This is a genomic window from Frankia torreyi, from assembly GCF_000948395.1.
Taxonomy (GTDB): domain Bacteria; phylum Actinomycetota; class Actinomycetes; order Frankiales; family Frankiaceae; genus Frankia; species Frankia torreyi.
In genome coordinates, this window is record NZ_JYFN01000017.1 from 26,825 (window position 1) to 50,319 (window position 23,495).

Sequence of the window (23,495 nt, forward strand, 5' to 3'; positions counted from 1 at the left end):
CCGCCCCCTGCTCAGGCGGCCGGCGCGGCCGGCGCGGCCGGCGCGGCCGGAGTGGCCGGCGGGCGGAAGGCGTCGAGGATGAGGCGGGTGAACCGCAGCCGGCTGTCGATGTCCTGCTGACCGGTCTCGACCAGGCGCTGGGCGCAGCCGCTCATCATCGTGCGAAGGTCGGCGGGGGTGACGTCGAGGCGCACCGCGCCGGCCCGCTGCGCACGGACGACCACCTGGTCGACGAGGGTGGTGATGCGGTCGATCTGGATCTCCGCGCTGGCCAGGGTCCGCATCCGCATCACGTCCTGGACCAGCCGGTTCGCGACGATCCGGTCGAACCAGCTCATGATCAACATCTCGAAGCCGGCTGCCGGGTCGGGGTCGTGTAGCGCGGTCGTGGCGATCGTGTCGAACCACCGAAGCTGGCGTTCGACGACGGCGGTCAGCAGCTCGTCGCGGCTGGGGAAGTTGCGGTAGACGGTCGCCTTACCGACGCCGGCGCGGGCGGCCACGTCCGGCACGGTCGCCGACAGTCCTAACTCCGAGAACACCTCGACCGCGGCCCGGACAACCCGCTCATGGTTACGCCGCGCGTCCGACCTGCGCATCTCGGACGTCGTCACGGCACCATTGGAGCACACGACGCCGCTACGGGCCCGGCCGCGGGAAGCGGTCGGGCCCGGACGGGCAAGCCGTTATGGGCGGAGGTCAGCCGCCGGTGGTGGCGCCGGCGGTGGCGCCGGACTGGGCCGGGATCGTCGAGATCTGCGGGGTGGACGCGACGGCGGCGGTGGACCGCGCGTCGTGCCGGCCGTGACGCAGGCCGGGCAGGGTGAGCGCGGCGAGGCCGGCGACGAGGGCGACGACCGCCGAGACCGCGAACGCCGTCTGGTAGGCGTCGGAGGTCGGCAGCCCGGTGGCGTCGGCCTGGGAGACGAGGATGCTGGCGCAGATCTGCGAGCCCAGCGACGCGCCGACCGAGCGCAGCAGGGTGTTCACCCCGGTGGCCTCGCCGGTCTTCTCGGCGGGGACGGCGTCGACGATGAGGTTCGGGATGGCCGCGAAGACCATCCCGATCCCGCCGAACAGGACGATGCACTCCACGATCAGCGTGCCCTCGGAGCCCGGGACGCCGGCGAGCAGGACCAGCCCGACCGTGGCGAGCAGACTGCCGGTGAACAGCGCCGCCCGACCGCCGAAGCGCTGGCTGATGACCGTGGCCAGCGGGCCGGTGACCAGCATCATCAGGGCGCCGGGCACCATCAGCAGGCCGGCGGTCGTGGCGCTCGCGCCGAAGCCGTAGCCGCTGGCCTTCGGCGTCTGGGCCAGTTGGGGGATGAGCAGGAAGGCGCCGAACATCCCGAACCCGACCAGCAGGGTCGAGATGTTGGTGGTGAGCACCGAGCGCCGGGCGAGGATGGCCACGTCGATGAGCGGCTCGGCCTGGCGCCGCTCGAAGGCGAGCAGCCCGGCGAGCACGATGACGCCGCCGATGATCATGCCGAGGGTCGTCGGGCTCGTCCAGCCCCAGCTCTTACCCTGGCTGATGGCCAGCAGCGGCAGCGCAAGGCCGACGCTGAGCAGCAGCGTGCCGATCACGTCGATGCGGCCGGGGACGCGGGTGGGCGATTCGGGGATCAGTAGCTGGGAACCGACGGCGGCCAGGGCGGCCATCGCCGCGCCGCTCCAGAAGATCCAGTGGTAGGTGGCGTGGTCGACGAACAGTCCGCCGAGGACCAGGCCGAGCCCGCCGCCGAGACCGGTGATCGCGGAGATCAGCCCGATCGACACCGAGCGCTTCTCCACCGGGAACTCGTCGCGGATGATGCCGAAGCACAACGGGAAGATGCCGCCGCCGGCGCCCTGCAGGATCCGTCCGACGATCACCAGGGGAAGCTGGGTCGCCAGCGCCGCGATCACCCCGCCGAGCGCGAAGATCGCCAGGGACACCACGAGCATCCGCCGTTTGCCGAACATGTCGCCGAGCCGGCCGATGATCGGCGTCAGCACGGCGGCGGCCACCAGGTAGCCGCTCATCGTCCAGGTGACGTTGCTGACGGACGAGTCCAGCTCGCGGGCCATGTCCGGGATCGCCGGGGCCACGGTCGTCTGCGCCAGGGCGAACGACATCGCGGCCAGCAGGAGGACGGTCAGGGTGCGCCCGGGCTTCGGGCGCGGTTCAACCACGCTCATGGTGCTCCTTGGGTGCTCCGCATGCGGGTCCGGCGCGTCGACGTCACCGGCGGAAGAAGGGCGGAAAACGGACTTGGTGAGTCCACATATTACGTGGACTCAACGAGTCCGTTTCGCGCTGCCACGCCAGGAGCCCCATAACGTCGGTCACAAAGCCCTGCCACCATCGGGCGGCCCGGAAGCGAGGGCGGCCCGGAAGCGAGGGTGGCTCAGCGCGACCAGTCGCTGAGGGCTTCCAGGTGTCGCCGCATCCGGTGCCGGGCGAGCCCGCGGTCGCCGGCGATGATGGCGTCGATGATCGCCCGGTGCGCTGTCCTGGCTTCACACACGGGCTGACCGCACCCGTCGGCCGCCGGTTCGCCGCCGCCGACCGCGGGGGTGGGGCGGGAACTGTCGACGTGCCGCCGCCAGATCGCCGTCAGCACCCGGACGAACGACGCCAGCGCCTCGTTGCCGGTCAGCCGGGCCAGCTCCATGTGCAGGTGATGCCCGGCGTCGACGGGGCCCGGCGTCTCGCCGGCATCGGCGTCAAGCAGCGCGGAGAGCCGGGCGGTGAGCTCGGGCCCGCGGCGTTCGATGAGGATGTCGACGCAGCTCAGCTCCAGCGCGTCGCGCACGATCCGCAGATCGTCGACGCTGGCCTGGCTGTACTCCAGATACAGCGCGGTCGCCTCGACGGTCGCCGCCGGGTCGGGCTCGGTGACGACCAGGCCGCCGCCGGGGCCGCGCCGCATCTGTGCCACCGAGTGGTATTCGAGCAGCCGGACGGCCTCGCGCAGCACCGCCCGGCTCACCCCGTAACGGGCCAGCAGCTCGCTCTCCGAACCGATGACCACCCCCACGGGAACGCCGTCGCGCGCCACGTCGTCGCGGATGCGCCCCGCGACCGTCTCGGCGAGCTTGCCCGCTGGCATCGTCCCGCCCGGGCCCGATCCCAGGCCCGGCGCGCGGGGCCGGATCCGCCGCCCGCCCGCCCGCGCGACTGGGCCCTCACCGGCGACTGTGCCCTCGCTTATGGCTGTGCGCTCGCTCATGGCTGTGCGCTCGCTCATGGCTGTGCGCTCGCTCATGGCTGTGCGCTCGCTTGCGGCCGTGCCCTCGTATCCGGCCCGGTCCGAGCCGTCGGCAGCGGTCGGCGCGGTCATCCACTCGTACATGGCCTCCAGGTGCACCGCCGCGAGGTGCTGGGCGCGGGCGGCGTCCCCGCCGATCACGGCCTCGGCGATCGCGGCGTGGTTGCGGTGCACCTCCTCGGCGACCTGGGCGCGCCGCGCCGGTGAGGCGCTGCTGCGGGTCGTGGCGTACTGGTGGGCGGCGTAGCGGAAGGTCAGCGAGTTGAGCACGTCGACGAACAGCACCAGCACCGGGTTGCCGGTGGCCGCCGCGATCGCATGGTGAAGCTGGTGGTGGGAGCCGAACTCGGTCGGGTCCGCCTCCTCCCGCCGGGAGATGATCTCGCGCAGGGTGCGGATGCCGTCCTCGGTGATCCGCGCCGGGGCGAGCGTGGCGGCCAGCGACTCCATGATGAACCGCGCCCGCAGGATCGACTCGATCGTGACTCCGACGTACTCCAGGTAGACGCCGAGCGCGGTCGTCACCGCCACCTCGTCCGGCGCGCGGACGATGAGACCGCCGGACGGCCCCCGGCGCATCGTCGCCACCTGGTGGTGCTCGACGATCCGTACGGCCTCCCGGAACACCGCCCGACTCACCTTGTAGCGCTCGATCAGCGTTGGCTCGGAGCCGATGACCGCGCCGACCGGCCAGCCCGCACGGACGATGTCGTCCTCGATCCGCCAGGCGACCTGCGCCGCGAGCTTGCCACGGGCGTCACCTCGCGGGGGATGCCTGACACTGATGGCCGGGCCGCGCGCCGACTCCACGAGCCTGTCCGTGGAGGGCATCGCCGTCGGCCTCCTCCCCAGGATGTGGCATGACGCGACGGGATGGCGCCGCACCGAACCGGGCCGGCTCCGGTCGACGGGGCCGGCGAGCGGAACGGGCATCTCGCCCGGGCTGCCGTCGTACACGCTTGGATGTCCAAGGATATGCGTGCTGGGACACGCCCGGGAGTGCCCTCCGGAACGCGCCGGCCGCTTTGGGTAGCCCGAACGGGGGTGCCCACGCCCTTCCGCGCGGCCGGGGTGCCGGGGATCCACCTGCGGTTAAACACCAGATCCGGGGTCATCGGCCCGGCGGCGGTGGACGACCTGCCACCCGGCGCAGAGGACACTCCATCGCCTCTCCTGGTGGCTCTCCCCGGCCCGATCATGGCCCGAACGGGCACCCCGGCGAACCCGTCCGTGTGGTGCCTGCCGGCCGGAGTACTCGATCGCTCGCGTCCGGCGGCTGTCTGCCGTGCCCGTCCGGCGACTCTTCGCCGCGCCCACCCCGCGACTGTCTGCCACGCCCGCCCGGCGCGTCGTGCTCAGGTAGCGCCCGGCGAGTGCTCGGGTGCTGGGAGCGTTGGGCAAGAATCCACCGCCCCCACCGGTTCCGCTCGGCCTGCGGTCGTGTAGCATGACCTCCAGATCCTGACGGACCGCACCTCACGGGCCGCCAGGACGACAACTGAAGATCGCTGTAAGAGCATGGTCCCGTGGTGAAGTCTGGAGTTCACGCCGCCCTGTCAAGGCGGAGGTCGCGGGTTCGAATCCCGTCGGGACCGCGTTCGTATGACCGGAAGCACGTTTCGGCTCCTACGATCCCGCACAGCCCGGGGCAGGTAGCTCAGTCGGTACGAGCGTCCGCCTGAAAAGCGGAAGGTCGGCGGTTCGACCCCGCCCCTGCCCACTCGATCCTGATCCTGCCTGCTCACCGCCCTGGGGGCGGTTTCGCCGGTGGGATCTCGTTATGTCTGCCGGGGGGGCCGAGCCCCCCCGACCCCCCCACGTGGCCTGGGATTCTCGGCTGGTTGGGGGACGCTGGCCGGTGTGGGTGGATTCGGCCTTGGGCGCGTTTCTGACGGCGACTCGTTCTCCGCGGGGCGGAATGTGGGTCGCACCTCAGGGATTGTTCAGTACTTTCTGTATGGGTCGCTCAGGCTGGTATTCCACATCAACTCGCCAAGGCGTCACCCCGGGCGCGACGCTGGGCGTGGGCGTGGGCGTGGGCGTGGGCCATGCCGACCAGGAAGCGGGCGTGGCGTTCCGGGGAGAGGCCGGTGGTGTCGGTCCGGGCGGCGCGGTCGAGTGCGTCATTCGCGTCGCCCAGATGGATCATGAAGTATCGATCACAACAAACCACCGCCAGTCACAACAACCGTCGCGGCCACTGCGAGCCGTCGAAACCACCCCGAGGCTGTGGCCGGCCGCCGCGTTCACCGAACTCGCAACTGCTGTCTGACCGGCGGCCACCGTGGCCGGTGGCATGTCTCGCTTCCTCGCTTCTTCGGGACGCAACACCGCCCGTCCAGATGCCTGCGCCGGAAGGGGATCTCGCGCTGCTCGGCAGCTGAAAGGGTGCGGAAGGGCAGCCGCATCTGCCGCATCTGCCGCGCCGGCACCCGGACCAGCTCGTGAGGAGCCTCCGCCGATCGCGCCACCATCCCCTACGCGCCGCGCATACGCCCAGCTCCCCTGCGTGGAAGCCGCGTCCACGCCGCCCTTTAAAAGGGACGAAACAGATAATTTGGACAATTGATCAGCGTCCCGCACCTTCCTCGCTTCAAATCGGCGCGAGGGACCGTAAGTTTCGCGTAGAAGCGGTCTATAGTCGCCGATAGCTCCGCATCTGCGGGTCTTGTGCAGCGTCGCACACCCTGCGTTACATGTGCGGAAGTTGTCATCCCCGGTGCGGACGGGCACAGCTGCCCGCATCGCGCACCCCTGACGCGAAGGTTGACGTGAGATCACATCTGTCCGTGCGTACGCGCACAGCGGGAACGGCACTGCTCCTGGGCACCGCGCTTGCGGTGGCCTTCCCGGCTGCGGCATACGCCAACACCGTGGGCGTCACGGTGAAATCACCCGGGGCTACCAGTGGTCCCGCAAACCCCAACTCCGAGATCTCGACCCACGCGGACTGCAGTAGCGGCCTGATCTCCGGCGGTGGGATCAACCAGGCCACCGGCACCGGCAACGGCAACCATGTGATGGGCACCTCGCCCAGCCCCGACGGCACCACCGAATACACCGGTTCCACCGGGGTTGTCGGCACCGACGTGACGCACTGGCTCGGAATCGGCGGAAGCGGCGGCCAGGCCGACAGTTCCTTCTCCACCACCCCCTTCGCGGTGTGCTTCACCAGCAACCTGATCAACCACACCCAGGTAGTCATGAACAAGACCAACGCACCCACCACCGGGTCGACGGTGGGCCTGGTCACCGCGATCTGTCCGGCGAACACGGTCCTGCTCGGCGGCGGCGCGCGCGCCACCCCGGCCAGTGTCGGCAACTTCAAGCCGATCGCCAGCTTCCCCACCTTCAACAACTCCGCACATGACTACGGCCAGAAAGCCGCGGCCGACGGCGAGACCAACCCGAACGCCTGGACCGCCGTCGGGTGGGCCAACGGCACCAACAGCACCAACGAGACCTACGCCTACGCGATCTGCAGCGGAAACAGCATCAACATCAGCGGCGTCACCGTCAAAGTCCACTTCAGCGAGGCGAGCGGCCCGACCACGGGGAACACAGGTCAGAAGAAGACAGTCAACTGCCCCAGCGGGGACGGGAAACTGATCAGCGGGGGCGCCGCCATCAGCGGAGGCAGCGTGACGACGACCGACTTCACCGGACCGGGCTCAGGCGGCGACCACCTTAACGGAAGTTTCCCCAGCGACTCGAGCGGCAACCCGGTCAGTGACGGGACCACCACGGCGGCGTACTGGACTGCCTTCACCCATACCGGGGGTACCAGCTCGCCGAGCACCTACTCCGACGTCTGGGCGCTGTGCGCCAACGACGGAATCTGAGGACACCTGTAACCCCGGTCCGCGGGCGACCGCGGCACCGAGCAGGGCCCGCCCGACGTTTCGTCACCTGACGAAACGCGGTTTCTGTAACACCCACAGCGGACAGGTGGTCCCGGTGCCGCGCGCCGGGACCACGAAACTGTGCGGGTAGACAGCCGGGTGCGGTGAAGAAGATCGTGGGCAGGAAACGCGGGGGCCCGCGGTGCTGGGCGACCCCACGATTCTGCGTGGACTGTGGAACGGACCTTCGGCCGGTTGATTTCCTATCGCCGCCGCGCGACCACGAAACCCTGCCCACCGCTCCAAAGAAATGATCCACGTTGTGGCGGTCAATATCATGGCTCGCCGCTTCGCCGGCACATCAACCCCGACCTGGCAAGAAGCGGTTCGGGACCCCGGAACCCCCGTTCCGGGGAGCATAGCCAAGAGGGTGTTTGGTCTTGGGGTTTTTGTTTGGTTCACGAATAGGCCGCCAGAGGGGGCTGATCGTCATACGTAATCGTCGTGTATTCGCGTGGTCTGTTTCGGTGCTAGGCGTTGTGCTGAGTATGGGGCTGACCGGTTGCCTGCCAGCGGCGCCCTCGTCGGGCGCCTCTCCGGAAAAGGCCTGTGGGAGCTCAGGCGTCCTCGACAAGAAGACCTGTACCTACAGCACGGTCGGGTCGGACACCTTCACCGTGCCCAACGGCGCAAAATGGGTCGAGATCACGGTGGTCGGCGCCCAGGGCGGGCATTACTTTGTTGCCGGTGACGCCAGCCATGGCGGCTCGCCGGTGGGTGATATCACCGGCCGTCCGGGTGGGGGCGGCGGCCAGGCGTACGGCGTGATAGCGGATCTGTCCTCAGGTCAGGTTCTGCAGGTCGATGTCGCCGGTAAGGGTACTGACGGCACGGCGGCGAGCCGGTCTGGCGGAAAGAACAACGGACCCTCCGGGGGACAGGGCGCCGTGGGGGGCTTCGGCGGCTCCAACGGCGGTGTGACAGGCGGNAAGGGGGNCGCCGCCGGGGCTGATGGTGGGACCGCGCCCCTCAACGGTGGCAACGGCGCCGGTGGCGGCGGTTCCTCGGATGTACGGATCGCGGCTGCTGGCTGCGCGACGTTGACGTGCGCTCTGGCGGACCGGGTACTGGTCGGTGCGGGCGGCGGCGGAGGCGGCGGCACTGGTGGCCAGGGCTACGCGCTGGGCGGTGCCGGCGGCGCCGGTGGCGGTACTGCCGGCGCGGCCGGTGGTGCCGTCGTCGATGGTGGCCACCCGGGGACTCCTGGGGGCGGTGGAACCCCGACCGCAGGTGGGACCGGGGGGCTCAACGCCGGGCGGCACGCGACTCCGCCTCCGCCCGATCTCAACGATCCGCGCTTCGGCGGTGATGGCACCGATGGCCGCTCCGGGGCAGGCGGCGCCGGGGGCGTGGGAAACCAGGCCTGCCTGGGTGTGCACAACCCGCCCTGCCGGAACCCCGATGATCAGGATGCGGGCGGTGGCGCCGGTGGCGGCGGTGGTGGTGGGTACTTCGGCGGTGGTGGCGGCTCGGGAGGCGGTGGCCTCACGATCGGTGGCGGCGGGGCAGGTGCCGGTGGGGGCGGGGGAAGCTCCTTCGCCGCCCCCACGGTGAGCTCTGTCGTCCTGACCGCTGGTGTCAACGCCGGGACCGTCAACAAGGGCGACGGCGAGGTCGTCATCACGTGGGGTTCCTCGAAGGACCCCAAGCCCACGCAGCCGTCCACGCCTCCGACATCGACACCCACTCCGACACCCACACCGAGCCCCACATCGAGTCCGAGCGCACCGCCAGGCCCTGCTCCGAAGCCGGCAGCAGCCAACGCCTATGTGATCAACAATTTCGGGAACACGGTCACCCCGATCGACGTGACGACCAATACGGCCGGTGCCCCGATCCGGGTGGGTGCAAGCCCCAGAGGGCTTACGGTCACACCTGATGGCAGGACCGTCTATGTGACGAACCGGGCCGACAACACGGTGACGCCGATCGATGTGGCCACCAACACCCCTGGTGCCCCGATCCCGGTCGGTCAGTTCCCGTTCGGGGTCGCAGTGACTCCTGACGGCCGGACCGCTTACGTGGTGGACAACGCCAGCGACGACGTGACGCCGATCGATGTGGCCACCAATACTCCCGGTGCCCACATCCCGGTCGGGGACGACGCACACTACGTCGCGATCACCCCCGATGGCAGGACCGCCTACGTCACCAACGCCGCAAGTAACACGGTGACGCCGATCGATGTGGCCACCAATACTCCCGGCACACCGATCCCGGCCGGGAACAACCCGCAGGGAATTGCGATCACGCCCGACGGCAAGACCGTGTACGTCACGGACAACGCCGACGCTGCCAGCGCCACCGTGACGCCGATCAATGTGGCCACCAACACCCCCGGCACACCGATTCCGGTCAGCGACCGCCCGGTCGGGATCGCGATCACGCCCGATGGCCGAACCGTGTACGTCACCAATGAGCGTGACGCCGTGGTAACGCCGATCAATGTGGCCACCAACACCCCCGGCACTCCCATCTCCACCGGCGGCCTCGAACCGTTCTACATCGCGGTCACGCCGGACGGCGTGGCCGCCTATGCGGTCAACCGCGACAGCGACACGGTGACGCCGATCGACGTGGCCAGCAACACCGCCGGCACCCCGATCCCCGTCGGTGACCGGCCGGTGGGGATCGCGATCAGCGCACCACCGAAGGCCGTACCGCCCCCGCCGGTGTGCGGGACGACCGGTGCGCTGTCCGGGACGACGACGATGACCTGCACGTATCACACCAGCGGATCGGACACCTTCACGGTGCCCGCGGGAGTGAGCTCGGTCGAGGTCGTGGTGACCGGCGCCCAGGGCGGGCACTACTTCATCGCTGGTGACGCGGCGCACCCGTCCCCGGCAGGGGACATCACCGGGCGTCCCGGAGGCGGCGGTGGCCAGGCGTCCGGGACACTGACGGGGCTGAAGGACAACCAGGTCCTGCAGGTGGACGTGGCGGCCAAGGGCGCCAACGGAACCGGGGCCTCGCGCTCGGGCGGAATGAGCAATGGCCCGTCCGGCGGATCGGGAGCACTCGGCGGGTTCGGCGGGTCCGACGCCGGCGTGCGAGGCGGGCCTGGTGATGGCTCCGGTGCGAACGGCGGAACAGCGTTCAACGGTGGTAACGGCTCCGGCGGCGGCGGTTCCTCCGACGTCCGCGTGGCCGCGGCGGGATGTGTCGCACGGAAGTGCGACCAGTCCACCCGGGTGCTGGTCGGTGCCGGCGGAGGCGGCGGCGGCGGCGTCGGTGGGCAGGGCAACGCGCTCGGCGGAGCCGGGGGTGCCGGCGGCGGTGACGTCGGCGCCGACGGCGGGTCGACCGTCGATGGCGGTAATGCCGGACTCCCGGGCAAGGGCGGCACCCAGACCACCGGAGGCGCCGGAGGGCTGAACGCGTGCCGGCACGGTGCTGGGAATCCCCCGAGCACCGACCCGCTGACCGATCCGCGCTGCGGCGGGGACGGTACTGAAAGCACGTCCGGTGCCGGCGGTGCCGGCGGTGCCGGGAACCTGCCCTGCACCGGAGCGCACACCCCGCCCTGCCTGGACCCGACCGCCACCACGTCCGGTGGTGGCGCGGGCGGCGGCGCGGGCGGCGGCTACTTCGGTGGTGGCGGCGGCTCCGGTGGCGGCGGCACCTTCGGCGGCTACGGTGGCGCCGGTGGCGGTGGCGCGGGCGGGAGCTCGTTTGCCGCGTCGACCATCGAGAACCCCGTCCTGACCACCGGGGTCAACGCGGGCACAGTCAACGACGGCAACGGTGAGGTCACGATCACCTGGACTTCTCCCGGTATCGCGGCTCCGGCGTCGATCTTGACCGCCACCCCGATCCCGACCCCGACCCCGGCCTCAACCCCCATACCGACCCCCACGCCCACACTGGCCCCGAAGCCCGACCAGACGTAGGCGAACCCTCAGAAGTAGCGCACGCAAGCAGAGCAGAACCCTGCGCTCGGCCGGTGATCGACTCGGTCACCGGCCGAGCCAGCGTTCGACTCGTTATGTCTGCCGGCGGGCCGAGCCCCTGAACCTCCCGCGTGGCCTGGGTGCTCGGCTGGTCGGGGGCCGCTGGCCGGTGTGGGCGGATTCGGACTTGGTCGCGTTCCTGACGGTGACTCGTTTTCCGCGGGGCGGAATGTGGGTCGCACCTCAGGGATTGTTCAGCACTTTCGCTATGGGTCTCTCCGGCCGGTCGGTATTCCGCATCGCCTCGCCAGGGCGCGAAGCGTCTGGTCGGAGCGCAGACTAAGCTTCTGAAGAAGATCGTGGACGAGGGTCCGAACCCGCGGGTGATCATAGATCTGTTCGGGGGGCACCTGCTCCGCCTTCAGCAGCGCGGCCATGGCGTCACCCGGGGCGCGGCGCTGCGCGTGGGCGCGGGCCACGTCGTAGCGCACCACGGAGCCATCGGCCGTTCCGCCGCTGCGTGAACGGCAGATACCTGACCATTCCAAACCACGTAACACTAGGCAGAACCCCAACGGCCGGACCAGTCGCGCTACCATGCTTCGGCTCCGCGAGTTCGTTTTCCTCGACTGGCAAGCCCACGACCTGCGACTTCACGCCAGAGATCTCCACCGTGTGCCCACGCACCGCGGGACCCGGGTTGCAGGACACTCTTGTCGCTTCCAGGAGACGGGTCGTCGATAAGCGGCCCTCAGTGCCCGTCTCTTCAGGTCAGCGGAGGGCGTCTGAACCCAGCGAGAGAGGAGATGATCAGAGGGGCTACGATCACGCGCATGCGGGACGGCTCTGAAGATGTGCCCACCGGTGATGCGGACCCCGTTCCGGACGAGCCGTCGGGTGATGCGGATCCCGTTCCGGACGAGCCGTCGGGTGATGCGGATCCCGTTCCGGACGAGCCGTCGGGCGACGGGCGGCCCGCCTTGTCCGCACTTCGGCGGATCGTCAGCGAAGGCTCCGCCCGGTTTTGGACGGTGGTGGGGGGCATATGTGCGGTCTTGGCGCTGGTGCTGACTCTGATAACGATCTTGCCTCACGGTGAGGATGTAGTCCGCACGCAAGCGGTTCCAGCACCTGCCGACCTTCGAGTCGTAGGATTCTCGTTGGCTGATCCGACTTCCGTGGACGCTGACGTCCTCAGCGGAGGAGCTCCAACTCCCGCCGCAGGAACTTCGATCAATTCATCGACGATAGATCTCACGCTTGAGAACATGGGTGATTTCCCGGCACTCATCACCTCTGCAACGCTTACTTTCCACTATCAACAGCGAGTGGCGGACTGTCGCCAGTCGGGAGGTCCTGTGACGATCTCCGGCAGCTATTCAATCAAGGTGCCGAGCCAGGTGCAGAAGGTGCCTTTCTCGGTCGCTCGACCAATGAATTTTGAGGTGAAGCCCAAGGCGTTGGATCGGATGACTATTACGCTCGGCCCGCAAGAGCTTGGCGAGACGGAGCACTGGCTGTACGACTTCGACCTCGTACTTCGCACGCGCGACGGCCAGTCAATCCCGGCCGGACGAGCGTCGGTCATGTCGCCGCCGGGGGAACCCGCGAACGTGAGCGAGGTGAACGTCGGCACGCCCGGCGGGGCTTACGAACAAGAATGTTTGAAGCGTGTACAAACGCAGCTAGCGCACCTTGGTGGGACCCGTGCCGCGGAGCTGAATACGCTTGCGGATTACATCAACCAATTCGTTCGGCCAGGCTCACCGAGTTCCTGGAGGTGTGCCGATAAGCTGCCAGGAGTTGTTCCTACGAACCTGATTTCCGCTTGTTTTCGGTATTCGCACTGGACGATCGAAGCGGAACTCCGCTATCTGGAACCGCCGACGCCCGCTCTGATCGCGCTGGAACTCGGCAGTCCGGATGGGGGTCTACCGTACACGCTTGACATCCGGACGCAGCAAGGTGCTGCTATCTCTCTAGATGGCCCAAGTCGCACGACGCCCTACGGATACTCCGAATTGGGTGGCAGCGTCGAGGGAAAATTGAATGGCAATTCAATTCGGTTGTTCATAGCGTTGGCGAAATCATTTGCGCAGAAGTCCTTCTCCGTCTCGGTCTGGGGCCGCACATATGGGAGTCCTACCTATGGCGGCAGCCTCGTTGACCACGCGACCGCGCCGATGGATCTGTTCTTCGGTAGCCGGTAGCCGGTAGGAACGTCCGAGCGCCCGGCGGACCTGGCGGAGTCCGCAGCCTGCTACGCGGTCAGCCCGGTTGCGGCAGTCATCTCCCAGCAACACTGGTCGTGGCCAACGTCACCCCGTAGAACCGGGGGCGCGGACTGCTCCTGCCAGACCCGACCCGCTGCTCCAACCCAGCCAGCGCGCCGCGTTCCCGGTCGACCCGCCGAAGTCGGCGACGGCCCGGTCGACCCAGGAATCCAACGCCTCGCCCGCGGCCGGCCGAACGATTGCTGTCAACCGCGGTTGCGGCGGCGGGGCACCAAGCGGATCTCCGGGCAGGCGGCGCCGAGCAGCTTGACCAGCGTGTTCTCCTGTATCGCACGCCGAGCGCGGGCCGGCGGGCCGGCCGTGTTCGGCTCGGCGACCACATCCAGCACCAATCACGCCGGATGCGGCACGAAACGTGCCAGATGTCCGGATCGCGGACATTTCTATATGTCTACCGACAAGTAGACGCAGCCGCCCACACCGTACCGGGCGATACGTCTTTGTCGTCCGGTCACCATCCCAGCAAACAGGCGACTGTAGCACGGGCGCGTGCTGGGACGTGGCCGAACAAAGCGAATAGTCAACCGATTTTCGGTAAAGCAACGTGAAAATTGGGGGTACAGGCATTAATGCCCGTTGACGTCGCTGTTTCGGGGTTCTACGCTGGCGTCTCCGCAGGCCGTTGGCCGTAGCGTCATCCACCTCCGAGTAGCCGAGAGGTTGCTGCCGAGATGAGTTTCACCGAGCACTTTCGCCGAAACGTCGAAAAACACGGCGACAGGCAGGCGGTGGTCTTCGTCCGCGACGACGCGAGCGGGGAGCCCGACTCCCGTACCTATCGCGATCTGGATCTGCGTGCCAGAAAATTGGCCACCTGGCTGAACGCGCAGGCCGCGCAGGCCGGGGACGGTACGGGCGGACATCGTCCGGTGCTGCTTCTCTACCCGCCGGGAATAGATTTCCTGGAGGCATTCTTCGGCTGCCTTTACGCCGGTGTCGTGGCCGTCCCGGCACCGGTTCCCGCTGACCCGCGGAGCTTCACCCGGGTGACGGGGATGGTCGCCGATGCCGGCGTCGGTTACTTGCTTACCACCTCCGACCTCGTGGAAACGATCGAGGCACAGTTGCGCCAGGCGGGTTTCGCCGACCAGGTGACCTGCGCGGCGACGGACGCCGGTCTGTCGGGCGACGCGGCGGGCTGGTCGATGCCCGAATTGTCCGCGGAGTCCCTCGCCTTCCTGCAGTACACCTCCGGGTCCACCAGCGAGCCGAAGGGGGTGATGGTGACGCACGGCAATCTGCTGCACAACCAGGCGGAGATCCAGCGGATCAACGCGACCGGTCCCGACACGATCCTCAGCAGCTGGCTGCCGCACTTCCACGACATGGGGCTGATCGGCATGCTCCTGCATCCGCTGTACCTCGGCGGGAAGTCCGTCTTTCTCTCGCCGATCGCCTTCCTGAAGCGCCCCTGGCGGTGGATGGACATGCTGAGTCGGTATCGGGCCACAATGACCTGCGCGCCGAACTTCGCCTACGACATGTGCGCGCGCAAGGTTCGGGACGAACATATCGAGACGCTCGACCTGTCCGCACTCGTCAGCACGCTGAACGGGGCGGAGCCGGTCCGTGCCGAGACCCTGGACCGGTTCGCGGAGCGATTCAGCCGAGCGGGTTTCCGGGCGAAGAGCTTCGCGCCCTGCTACGGCATGGCGGAAGTGACGCTGATCGCATCCGGCGGCGGCCCGGACGATGCGCCGGTCGTCCGTGCGTTCGACGCTCGGGCGCTGGAGCGCAACGAGGCGGTTCCCGCGACCGCGGCGGGCTTTCAGCGCCTGGTGAGCAGCGGCCGACCCGGGACGCTGGACCTGCGGATCGTTGATCCCGAGGATCGGACGGTTCTGGGAGAGGGACGGATCGGCGAGATCTGGATCCGCGGCGGCAGCGTCGCGGCCGGCTACTGGAACCGTCCGCAGGAGACGGCGGAGACGTTCGGCGCCCACACCTCGGACGGCACGGGCCCCTTCCTGCGGACCGGTGATCTCGGGTTCTCCCTCGACGGAGAGCTGTTCGTGACCGGCCGGCTCAAGGACGTGCTGATCATCAACGGCCGCAACATCTATCCGCAGGACATCGAACACGTTGTTCGCGAGCTGCATCCCGCTCTCGCCGGGGGCGGGGGCACCGGAGCGGTCTTCTCCGTCGACCTCGGTTTTGAGCACATCGTGGTCGTCCACGAGGTCCAGAGCAGCCTGCTGGGCGAGACCACGCTGCCGGAGCTGGCGGCCCGGATCCGGGTGGCGGTCTCCCGCTCCTTCGAGATCGCGGCGCCGAGCGTGCTGCTGACCGGCCGCGGCAAGGTTCGGCGCACGACCAGCGGCAAGGTGCAGCGTCGGCTGATGAGAACCCTCTTCATGACACCGGGCGCGCTGCCGGCGCTGCACGAGCAGATCGACCCGGCGCTGCGCGCGCTGCGGGCGCCCGGCGACGACCGGAGCGGTGAGAAGGCGCTGGCGGCCGCCGAGGGCACGACTCCCTGACGTCGAGGGCGCGGCAGCGGAAAACGCGCCCTCTGTCGATGTCCATTCCGCCGTCTCGGATATGAACGGAGCCCGGGTGAAGGGAATAGGTCTGCGCCGCATCGACCACGTCGGTGTGGCGGTCGCCGACCTCGACGAGTCCATCGAATTGTACGAGCGCGTTTTCGGCATGCGTTGTCTGCACATTGAGGACAACCCCGAGCAGGGCGTGCGCGAAGCGATGCTGGCGGTCGGCCCCGGCCCGACGGACGGGTGCGTGCAGCTTCTCGCCCCGCTATCGCCGGATTCGACGATCGCGCGGTTCCTGGACCGCTCCGGACCTGGTATTCAGCAGGTCGCGTACACAGTCGACGACATCGAGGCGGCAAGCGCCGAGCTGCGTTCGCGGGGCGTCCGGTTGCTCTACAACACGCCCCGGCGCGGCACGGCGGGCGCACGGGNGAATTTCGTGTTCCCGAAGGATGTCGGCGGCGTGCTTATCGAGCTGGTGGAGCCGGCTCCTCCCGGGACCGTTGATGCCTGACGGCGGAAAGAGCGAGGCGATGCCCGGCGCGGCCGGCGGCGCGGCTCACAAGGCGCAGATCGTACGGTGGCTGACCGACGAGATCGCCGATCGCCTTCAACGGCCGCCCGAGTCGGTGGACGCGAACGTCCCCATGGTGGACTTCGGCCTGGACTCGGCGGATCTGATCGGTTTGCTCGGTGGACTCGAGGACCTGCTCGGGGCTGACCTGGAGGCGACCCTCGCGTGGGAGCATCCGACGATCGCCGCGCTGGCGGACCACGTCGGCTCTCTCACCGCCCCGGCAGGGGGAGCCGACGAGCACGTCCCCACGGCGGACCCGGCGGGCGAGACGGACCCGGCGGACCCGGCGGGCGAGACGGACCCGGCAGACCCGGCGGGCGAGACGGACCCGGCGGACGACGCGGGCGACGCCCGCGCGCGCTGGGGCGTGTCCCGGGAGCCGATCGCGATCGTCGGGATCGGTTGCCGCTTCCCCGGCGGCGCTGACGGCCCCGAATCCTTCTGGCGGCTGCTGCGCGAGGGACGAGACGCGGTGACCGAGGTCCCCGCGGACCGATGGGACGCGACGGCCTTCGAGAAGATCACCACGCGCTGGGGCGGTTTCGTCGACGGCATCGACCGGTTCGACCCGCACTTCTTCGGGATCTCCCCGCAGGAGGCGGCGCGGATGGACCCGCAGCAACGGCTGCTGGCCGAGGTCGCCTGGGAGGCCCTGGAGGACGCAGGCGTCGTCGCCGACCAGCTGGCGGGCTCCTCGACCGGGGTCTTCGTCGGCGTCGCGACGAACGACTACGGGCGGCTCCAGTTCGATGATCTGGCGGGGATCGATGCCCATGCGGGCACGGGAAGCGCGCTGAGCATCGCGGCGAACCGGTTGTCGTATCTGTTCGACCTGCGCGGGCCGAGCCTGGCCGTCGACACCGCCTGCTCCTCCTCTCTCGTCGCCGTCCTGCAGGCGTGCGCGAGCCTGGCGAGGGGGGAGTGCTCGCTGGCACTCGCCGGCGGGGTGAACGCCATCCTGTCACCGGCGATCGCCATCAATTTCAGCAAGGCCGGCGCCATGGCGGCCGACGGCCGGTGCAAGGCCTTCGACGAGCGAGCCGACGGCTACGTGCGCTCGGAAGGCGCGGGCATCGTCGTCCTCAAGCCGCTGCGCCGGGCGATCGCGGAGGGGGACCGGATCTACGCGGTCGTCCGCGGCGGCGCCGTCAACCAGGACGGCCGCAGCAACGGCATCATGGCGCCCAACCCCCAGGCCCAGGAGGCGGTGCTGCGCGCCGCCTACGCCGACGCCGGGGTGGCGCCCGGGCGGGTGCACTATGTCGAGGCGCACGGCACCGGGACGCTGCTCGGCGACCCCATCGAGGCCAAGGCGCTCTCCGCGGTCCTGCGCGCCGACCGCGACCCGGGTCTGCCCTGCCTCATCGGGTCGGCCAAGACGAACCTCGGGCATCTGGAGGCGGCGGCCGGCGTCGCGGGGCTGATCAAGGTAGCGCTGATGGTCCGGGAGCGGACCGTCCCGCCGAGCCTGCACTACGAGCGGCCGAACCCGCACATCCCCTTCGACGACCTGGGCCTGCGAGTGGCCGACACGATACGGCCGTGGCCGTCACCGGACCCGGCCCTGGCCGGCGTGAGCTCCTTCGGTTTCGGCGGCACCAACGCGCACGTCGTGGTCGAGCAGGCACCGAGGCCCGAACCTGCCCAGGCTGCGGCCGCCGTCCCGGACGAGCGGTCGGCGGACAGCCAGCCGCAGGTGCTGACCGTCTCGGCCCGCAGTGCGCAGGCGCTGCGGGAACTCGCCGGACGGTACGAAGAACTGATCGCCCGGCGGGACGAGGGCCTTTCCCTGCCAGCCTTCTGCTCGGCCGCGGCCCTACGGCGATCGCACCACGAGTTCCGGATGGCCGGCGTCGGCACGACGTGGGCGCACCTGGGCGAGGCCCTCGCCGCGTTCCGGGACGGTGCGCAGCGGCCCGGCCTGTCGTGGGGCGGACGGCACGTCGGCGGCAACCCGAAGCCGGTGTTCGTGTTCTCCGGCCAGGGCCCCCGCTGGTGGCCGCTGGCCCCCGACCTCCTCGACGGCGAACCCGTCTTCCGCGAGGTGCTGGAACGCTGTGACGCGGCCCTTCGGCCGTACACGGACTGGTCCCTGCTCGAACAGCTGACGGCCGGCGCCGGACAGTCCCGGCTCGGTGACGCGGCCGTCGGCCAGCCGGCGCTGTGCGCCGTCCAGGTGGGGCTGGCGGCGCTGTGGCGGTCGTGGGGCGTCGAGCCGGCCGCGGTCGTCGGCCACAGTGTCGGCGAGATCGCGGCCGCCCATGTCGCCGGGGTGCTGACCCTCACCGACGCTCTGCGGATCACGCTGCGCCGTGGTGAGGTGCTGCGCGGCGCGGCCGGCCGGGGCCGGATGGCCATGGCCGGGGTCTCCGACACCGAGGCGCGACGGTTGCTCGCCGAGCTGGACTCGGGACCGGTGTGGGTGGCCTCGAGCAACGGGCCGGACTCCACGGTGCTGTCCGGGGAGGCCACTGCGGTCGAGAGGACGGCGGCGGCCCTCGACGCGGCCGGCGTGTTCTGCCGGGTTCTCGAAGCGGTCGACTTCGCCTCACACTGCCCGCTGATGGATCCGCTGGCGGACGAGTTCCGGCGCCTGCTGGCGGGCCTCGAAGCCGTTCCGGCCGCGATCCCGATGATCTCGACCGTCACCGGGGAGCGCGTCGGAGGCACCGAACTCGACGCCGGGTACTGGGCGGCGAACCTGCGCCGCCCGGTGCTGTTCGACCGCGCGATCACCGGCCTGGTGGACGTCGGTCACGACGTGTTCGTGGAGATCTCCCCGCAGCCGATGCTCGGCGCCGCGGTGTCCGAGCGCATGTCGCACCAGCGGGCGGACGGCGTGGTGGCGGCGTCGCTGCGGCCCGGCACCCCGGGCCGCGAGAGCATGCTCGCCGAACTCGGCCGGCTCTACACGGCGGGATTCCCGGTCGACTGGAGGAGAATCCATGGCGCGGCGGCGCCGATGGTCACCCTTCCGACCTATGCATGGCAGCGGGAGCGGTACTGGTTCGACGACGGGCGCCGTCGCCGGCGCCGTTCCGCGCACGCCGGCCACCCGGTGCTCGAAACGCACCTGCGGTCCGCCACCGGGGCGGGTGCCCACCACTGGTCCGCGACCGTCGACCTGGCCGGGTTCCCCTACCTCGCCGACCACCGCGTGGCGGGAAGCGTCGTCCTGCCCGCCGCGATGCTGCTGGACGCGGCGCTGGCGGCATCGAGGGAGGTGCTCGCGCAGAGCCGGACGGTCCTGGCGGACGTCAGGTTCGAGCGGATGACGGTGGTCCCCGAGACCGCCGCGGAGGCGACGCTCCAGCTCGTGCTCTTTCCGCAGGCCGCCACCGCGGGCACGTTCCAGATCTTCACCCGTGGCGGCGGACCCGGTGACACCGACTGGACTCAGGTCGCCGACGGCAGATACCGCGACCCGGACGGCGGCAGCGGCCCGGACGGCGGCAGCGGCCCGGCCGCGTCCGCCGGCCGGCCGCAGGAGACGCCGGCGGAGATCCGGCGGCGCTGCACGCGGCCGGTGGACTGCGACGAGCACTACGCGGCGCTGAACCGGGCCGGCCTGCAGTACGGCCCGGCGTTCCAGGGGATCCAACAGATGTGGCAGGGGGAACGGGAGGCTGTCGCGCGCTTGCGGGACCTGGCCGACCTGGCCGACCTGGCCGCGGACCCCGATCCGTACCTGGTGCACCCCGCGCTGCTCGACAGTTGCCTGCAGGTCCTGGCGGCCACGGTCGGGGCGCAGCCGGACGAGGCCACCTACCTGCCGGTCGCCGCCGGCCAGGTCACCCTCTACGCCGAACGTACGGTTCCCCGCTGGGCGCATGCCACGGTCTGCGCGGACGGGCCGCAGACCGGCGCGGGCGAGCTGCGCGGCAGCGTCGCGCTCTTCGGCGAGTCCGGCGAGCCGGTGGGGAAGGTCGACGAGATCGCTCTGCGCCGGCTGGGCGGCGCCGCGCCGGACCCGGTCGGTGACGCGCTGTTCGAGGTCGGCTGGCGCGAGCTGCCTGAGAACACCGACCTCGCCGACCCCGCCGGAGCCGACGTGGCCGGCTGGTGGCTGCTGTTCACCGACGAGACCGGAACGGGCGAATCGCTTCGCGGCGCGCTGCGTGCCCGCGGCGTCGAGTGCGTGACCGTCACCGCCGCCGACGGCTGGCGCAGGCCGGCCGACGACCGGTACGAGATCGATCCGCTCGCCCCGGAGGACTTCGCCGCCCTCCTCGCGGACCTGCGCGGCACCAGGCCGGTGCCCTGCGCCGGAGTGCTGTACGCGTGGAGCCTCGACGCCCCGCCCGCCGAGGGCGGCGACGTGCTGGCTGGCGGCGACGTGCTGGCTGGCGGCGGCGCACTGGATGGCGCGGCGCTGACTCGGGGCGGCGAGGAGCCGAGGGCGATCTCGCTGCTGCACCTCGTGCAGGCGCTCGTCCAGCAGGACCGGCCCGGCGCGACGGCGCCACGGCTCGTGGTGGTGACGCGCGGGGCGCAGCGGGTGGGACGGGAGGAGGCGGCTGCGGCGCTCGGCCAGGCGCAGGTCTGGGGCCTGTCCAGGGTGATCGCGCTGGAGCACGGCGAGCTCCGTCCCCTGATCGTCGATCTGGATCCGGCCAGCGCGGCGGACGCCGCCGAGTCCACCGCGCTGCTCGCCGAGCTGTCGCGGCAGGACGGCATCGGGCAGCTCGCGCTGCGCGCGGGCAGACGGTACGCGCCGGAACTGCGGCCCGCCAGCCCGCCGGCCGAGACGGACCTGACCTGGCGGGAGCGGCCGTATGTCCCGGCCCGGGACGCCAACCTGCGGGTTCTGGCGACGCGCCCAGGGATTCTCGGCAGCCTGAGACCCACGCTGTCCGAACGCACCCCGCCCGGCCCCGGGGAGGTGGAGATCGAGGTCAGCGCGGCCGGTCTCAATTTCAACGACGTCCTCAAGGCCATGGACATCTGCCCCGGGGTGCCACCCGGCATCGCCCCGCTCGGCGGCGAGTGTGCGGGCACGGTGGTCTCCGTCGGGGAGGGCGTCGGCACCTGCCGGGTCGGCGACCGGGTGATGGCGGTCGCGCCGTCCAGCATGGCGGCCTTCGTGACGACCAGGGCCGAGCTGGTGGCGCCCAGCCCGGCGGACCTGCGTGACGCCGAGGCCGCCGCGATTCCGATCGCCTTCCTGACCGCCGTCTACGGGCTGGAGTATCTGGCCAGGCTCCGCGCGGGCGAGAAGGTGCTCATCCACTCGGCGACCGGCGGCGTCGGCCTGGCCGCCCTGCAGGTGGCCCGGCGGCGCGGCGCGGAGGTCCTCGCGACGGCGGGCACGCCGGAGAAACGGGAGCTGCTGCGTTCCCTCGGCGTCGAGCACGTGATGGACTCGCGCTCGCTCCGGTTCGCCGACGAGGTCATGGACGCGACCGCCGGCCGGGGCGTCGATGTCGTGCTCAACTCGCTGACCGGGGAGGCGCTGACCCGAAGCCTGGGTCTGCTCGCGCCGAACGGCCGGTTCGTCGAGATCGGCAAGCAGGACATCTACCAGGACAACCACCTGGGGCTCGGCCTGCTCCGCCACAACCGTTTCTTCTTCGCCCTCGACCTCGAACGGTCCTTCGCCGAGCAGCGGGAGCTGATCGCCGAACTGCTCGCCGAGATCGTCCGGGGCTTCGAGGGCGGCGAGTTCGACGCGCTCCCGGTGACCATCTTCGGCTATGCGCAGGCCCCGGACGCCTTCGCCCACATGGCGCAGGCCCGGCACATCGGCAAGGTCGTGCTCCGCCCGGAGGGGACCGAGACGGTCGCCGTCCCGCCCGGCCGCCGCGCGATCCGCAGCGACGCGACCTACCTGATCACCGGTGGGCTCGGGGCGCTCGGCCTGGAGACCGCGAAGTATCTGGTGGCACAGGGCGCCCGCCAGCTGATGCTGCTGGGCCGCAGCGTGCCGTCGGCGGCGGCCCAGCGGGTGATCGAGGACCTCGCCGCCCGGGGGGCCACGGTCGAGACCCGCGCCGTCGACGTCGCGGACCCCGGCGACCTCGCCGCGGTCCTGAAGGAGATCGACGCCTCGATGCCGCCGCCGGCCGGAGTCGTGCACGCGGCCGGCGTGCTCGACGACGGACTGCTGATCCACCTGGACCGGGAGAGGTTCCGCACGGTGACGGCGGCGAAGGCGGCCGGCGCCTGGCACCTGCACCGCCTCACCGCCGACCGGGACCTGGACTTCTTCGTCCTGTTCTCCTCCGCCGCCGCGCTGCTCGGCTCGCCGGGCCAGGGCAACTACGCCGCGGCCAACGCCTTCCTGGACTCCCTCGCGCAGTACCGCCACGCACGGGGGCTGCCGGCGCTGAGCATCGACTGGGGTCCCTGGTCGGACATCGGGCTCGCGGCCCGACCCGACCGCGGCGGCGCGCTCGCGGGCCAGGGCCTGCTCAGTATCAGCCCCCGGGACGGCATCGACGCCCTCGACCGGCTGCTGGGCGTCCCCGTCCCCCAGGTCTGCGTCCTGCCGTTGGACCGCGGACGGCTCCGGGCGGCCGCCGAGGACGGTTCGCTGCCAGGTCTGCTCGCCGGCGTCATCGGCGCCTCGGCCGGGACGGCGGGTGGCCCGCAGCGGTCGGGCGAGATCCGCCGGAGGCTGCTGGCGGCTCCGCCCGGACGATTCCGCCGCGCGGTCCTCGTGGCGCACTGCACCGAGGTGGCGGCCCAGGTGCTCAGGCTCGACGCGGCGCGCGTCGATGTCACCGCGCCGCTGGCGGCCATGGGCTTCGACTCGCTGATGTCGCTCGAACTGCGCCGACGGCTGGAGACGTCGCTGCAGATCGAGCTGCCCGCCACCGTCGCCTGGCGGTTCCCGACCATCGACGCTCTGGTGCCGTTCCTGGCCGACCGCCTGGAGATCGACCTGGCGGCCGGACCGGAGGTCACCGCCCCGCCCGCCACCGCGGGAAGGGCCCCCGGCCCCGGGCTCGCTCTCTACGACGAGCCCGATCTCGACGATGTCCCCGATCTCGACGATGTCCCCGATCTCGACGACGTCCCCGACGGCGACGTCGAGGCGCTGCTGCTGGCCAAGCTCACGCAGATCGACGAAGGAAAATGATC

The 23,495-nt window shown here is 70.6% G+C and carries 11 protein-coding genes, 2 tRNA genes and 1 pseudogene; 9 read left to right on the plus strand and 5 right to left on the minus strand.

Going from position 1 to position 23,495, the window contains the following annotated elements:
* Nucleotides 1-11 precede the first annotated feature (11 nt).
* The 3 genes from FF36_RS12760 to FF36_RS12770 all read right to left on the minus strand — a co-directional run bounded on the left by FF36_RS12760 (nt 12) and on the right by FF36_RS12770 (nt 4,088).
* The gene (locus tag FF36_RS12760; protein WP_044885309.1) at nt 12-599 is read right to left on the minus strand and encodes a TetR/AcrR family transcriptional regulator; all 588 of its coding nucleotides are present in this window, start codon (nt 597-599) and stop codon (nt 12-14) included.
* Nucleotides 600-699: 100 nt separating this feature from the next.
* The gene (locus tag FF36_RS12765; protein WP_044885274.1) at nt 700-2,184 is read right to left on the minus strand and encodes an MFS transporter; all 1,485 of its coding nucleotides are present in this window, start codon (nt 2,182-2,184) and stop codon (nt 700-702) included.
* A gap of 209 nt (nt 2,185-2,393) precedes the next feature.
* Complete coding sequence (locus tag FF36_RS12770) at nt 2,394-4,088, minus strand: FadR/GntR family transcriptional regulator (RefSeq protein ID WP_052681090.1); 1,695 nt, start codon at nt 4,086-4,088, stop codon at nt 2,394-2,396.
* A gap of 689 nt (nt 4,089-4,777) precedes the next feature.
* Here FF36_RS12770 and FF36_RS12775 point away from each other — a divergent pair.
* Nucleotides 4,778-4,852, plus strand: a tRNA-Asp gene (locus tag FF36_RS12775).
* 51 nt (nt 4,853-4,903) lie between these two features.
* Nucleotides 4,904-4,977, plus strand: a tRNA-Phe gene (locus tag FF36_RS12780).
* A 264-nt stretch (nt 4,978-5,241) separates the two neighbouring features.
* Here FF36_RS12780 and FF36_RS35435 read toward each other — a convergent pair.
* The gene (locus FF36_RS35435) at nt 5,242-5,406 is read right to left on the minus strand and encodes a hypothetical protein (protein WP_157866948.1); all 165 of its coding nucleotides are present in this window, start codon (nt 5,404-5,406) and stop codon (nt 5,242-5,244) included.
* Nucleotides 5,407-6,028: 622 nt separating this feature from the next.
* Here FF36_RS35435 and FF36_RS12785 point away from each other — a divergent pair.
* The 3 genes from FF36_RS12785 (at nt 6,029) to FF36_RS34890 (ending at nt 13,262) form a co-directional block, all read left to right on the plus strand.
* Nucleotides 6,029-7,099, plus strand: a complete 1,071-nt coding sequence (locus FF36_RS12785; protein ID WP_044885275.1) for a hypothetical protein — start codon at nt 6,029-6,031, stop codon at nt 7,097-7,099.
* Nucleotides 7,100-9,000: 1,901 nt separating this feature from the next.
* On the plus strand, nt 9,001-11,052 hold the full coding sequence (locus FF36_RS39955; protein WP_277912930.1) for a YncE family protein: 2,052 nt from the start codon (nt 9,001-9,003) through the stop codon (nt 11,050-11,052).
* Nucleotides 11,053-11,885: 833 nt separating this feature from the next.
* Nucleotides 11,886-13,262, plus strand: a complete 1,377-nt coding sequence (locus tag FF36_RS34890) for a hypothetical protein (protein WP_128423300.1) — start codon at nt 11,886-11,888, stop codon at nt 13,260-13,262.
* 269 nt (nt 13,263-13,531) lie between these two features.
* Here FF36_RS34890 and FF36_RS35440 read toward each other — a convergent pair whose 3' ends face one another.
* Nucleotides 13,532-13,675, minus strand: coding sequence for a hypothetical protein (locus FF36_RS35440; RefSeq protein WP_157871712.1), 144 nt, complete (start codon nt 13,673-13,675; stop codon nt 13,532-13,534).
* A 342-nt stretch (nt 13,676-14,017) separates the two neighbouring features.
* On the opposite strand from FF36_RS35440, the gene FF36_RS12795 reads away from it, so the two are divergent.
* From FF36_RS12795 to FF36_RS12805, 4 genes and pseudogenes are all read left to right on the plus strand, one after another.
* Nucleotides 14,018-15,826 carry a fatty acyl-AMP ligase gene (locus FF36_RS12795; protein ID WP_044885277.1) on the plus strand — a complete coding sequence of 603 codons (1,809 nt, stop codon included), beginning with the start codon at nt 14,018-14,020 and terminating at the stop codon, nt 15,824-15,826.
* A gap of 61 nt (nt 15,827-15,887) precedes the next feature.
* Nucleotides 15,888-16,266 (plus strand): VOC family protein (locus FF36_RS12800; protein WP_242418746.1); only part of this gene is annotated, 379 nt, incomplete at its 3' end.
* A gap of 1 nt (nt 16,267) precedes the next feature.
* Nucleotides 16,268-16,349 (plus strand): annotated as a pseudogene (locus tag FF36_RS41460) (hypothetical protein); the annotation flags it as partial.
* Nucleotides 16,342-23,493 (plus strand): type I polyketide synthase, encoded by a 7,152-nt coding sequence (locus tag FF36_RS12805; RefSeq protein ID WP_052681083.1) that lies wholly within the window; start codon nt 16,342-16,344, stop codon nt 23,491-23,493. The pseudogene FF36_RS41460 and the gene FF36_RS12805, both read left to right, overlap by 8 nt.
* Nucleotides 23,494-23,495: the final 2 nt, after the last annotated feature.

Bases quoted from the DNA above. Each gene is read 5' to 3' on its own strand.
- FF36_RS12765 (WP_044885274.1), bottom strand. From the start codon at position 2,184: ATGAGCGTGGTTGAACCGCGCCCGAAGCCCGGGCGCACCCTGACCGTC.
- FF36_RS34890 (WP_128423300.1), top strand. From the start codon at position 11,886: ATGCGGGACGGCTCTGAAGATGTGCCCACCGGTGATGCGGACCCCGTT.
- FF36_RS12760 (WP_044885309.1), bottom strand. From the start codon at position 599: ATGCGCAGGTCGGACGCGCGGCGTAACCATGAGCGGGTTGTCCGGGCC.
- FF36_RS12770 (WP_052681090.1), bottom strand. From the start codon at position 4,088: ATGCCCTCCACGGACAGGCTCGTGGAGTCGGCGCGCGGCCCGGCCATC.
- FF36_RS35435 (WP_157866948.1), bottom strand. From the start codon at position 5,406: ATGATCCATCTGGGCGACGCGAATGACGCACTCGACCGCGCCGCCCGG.
- FF36_RS12795 (WP_044885277.1), top strand. From the start codon at position 14,018: ATGAGTTTCACCGAGCACTTTCGCCGAAACGTCGAAAAACACGGCGAC.
- FF36_RS12805 (WP_052681083.1), top strand. From the start codon at position 16,342: ATGCCTGACGGCGGAAAGAGCGAGGCGATGCCCGGCGCGGCCGGCGGC.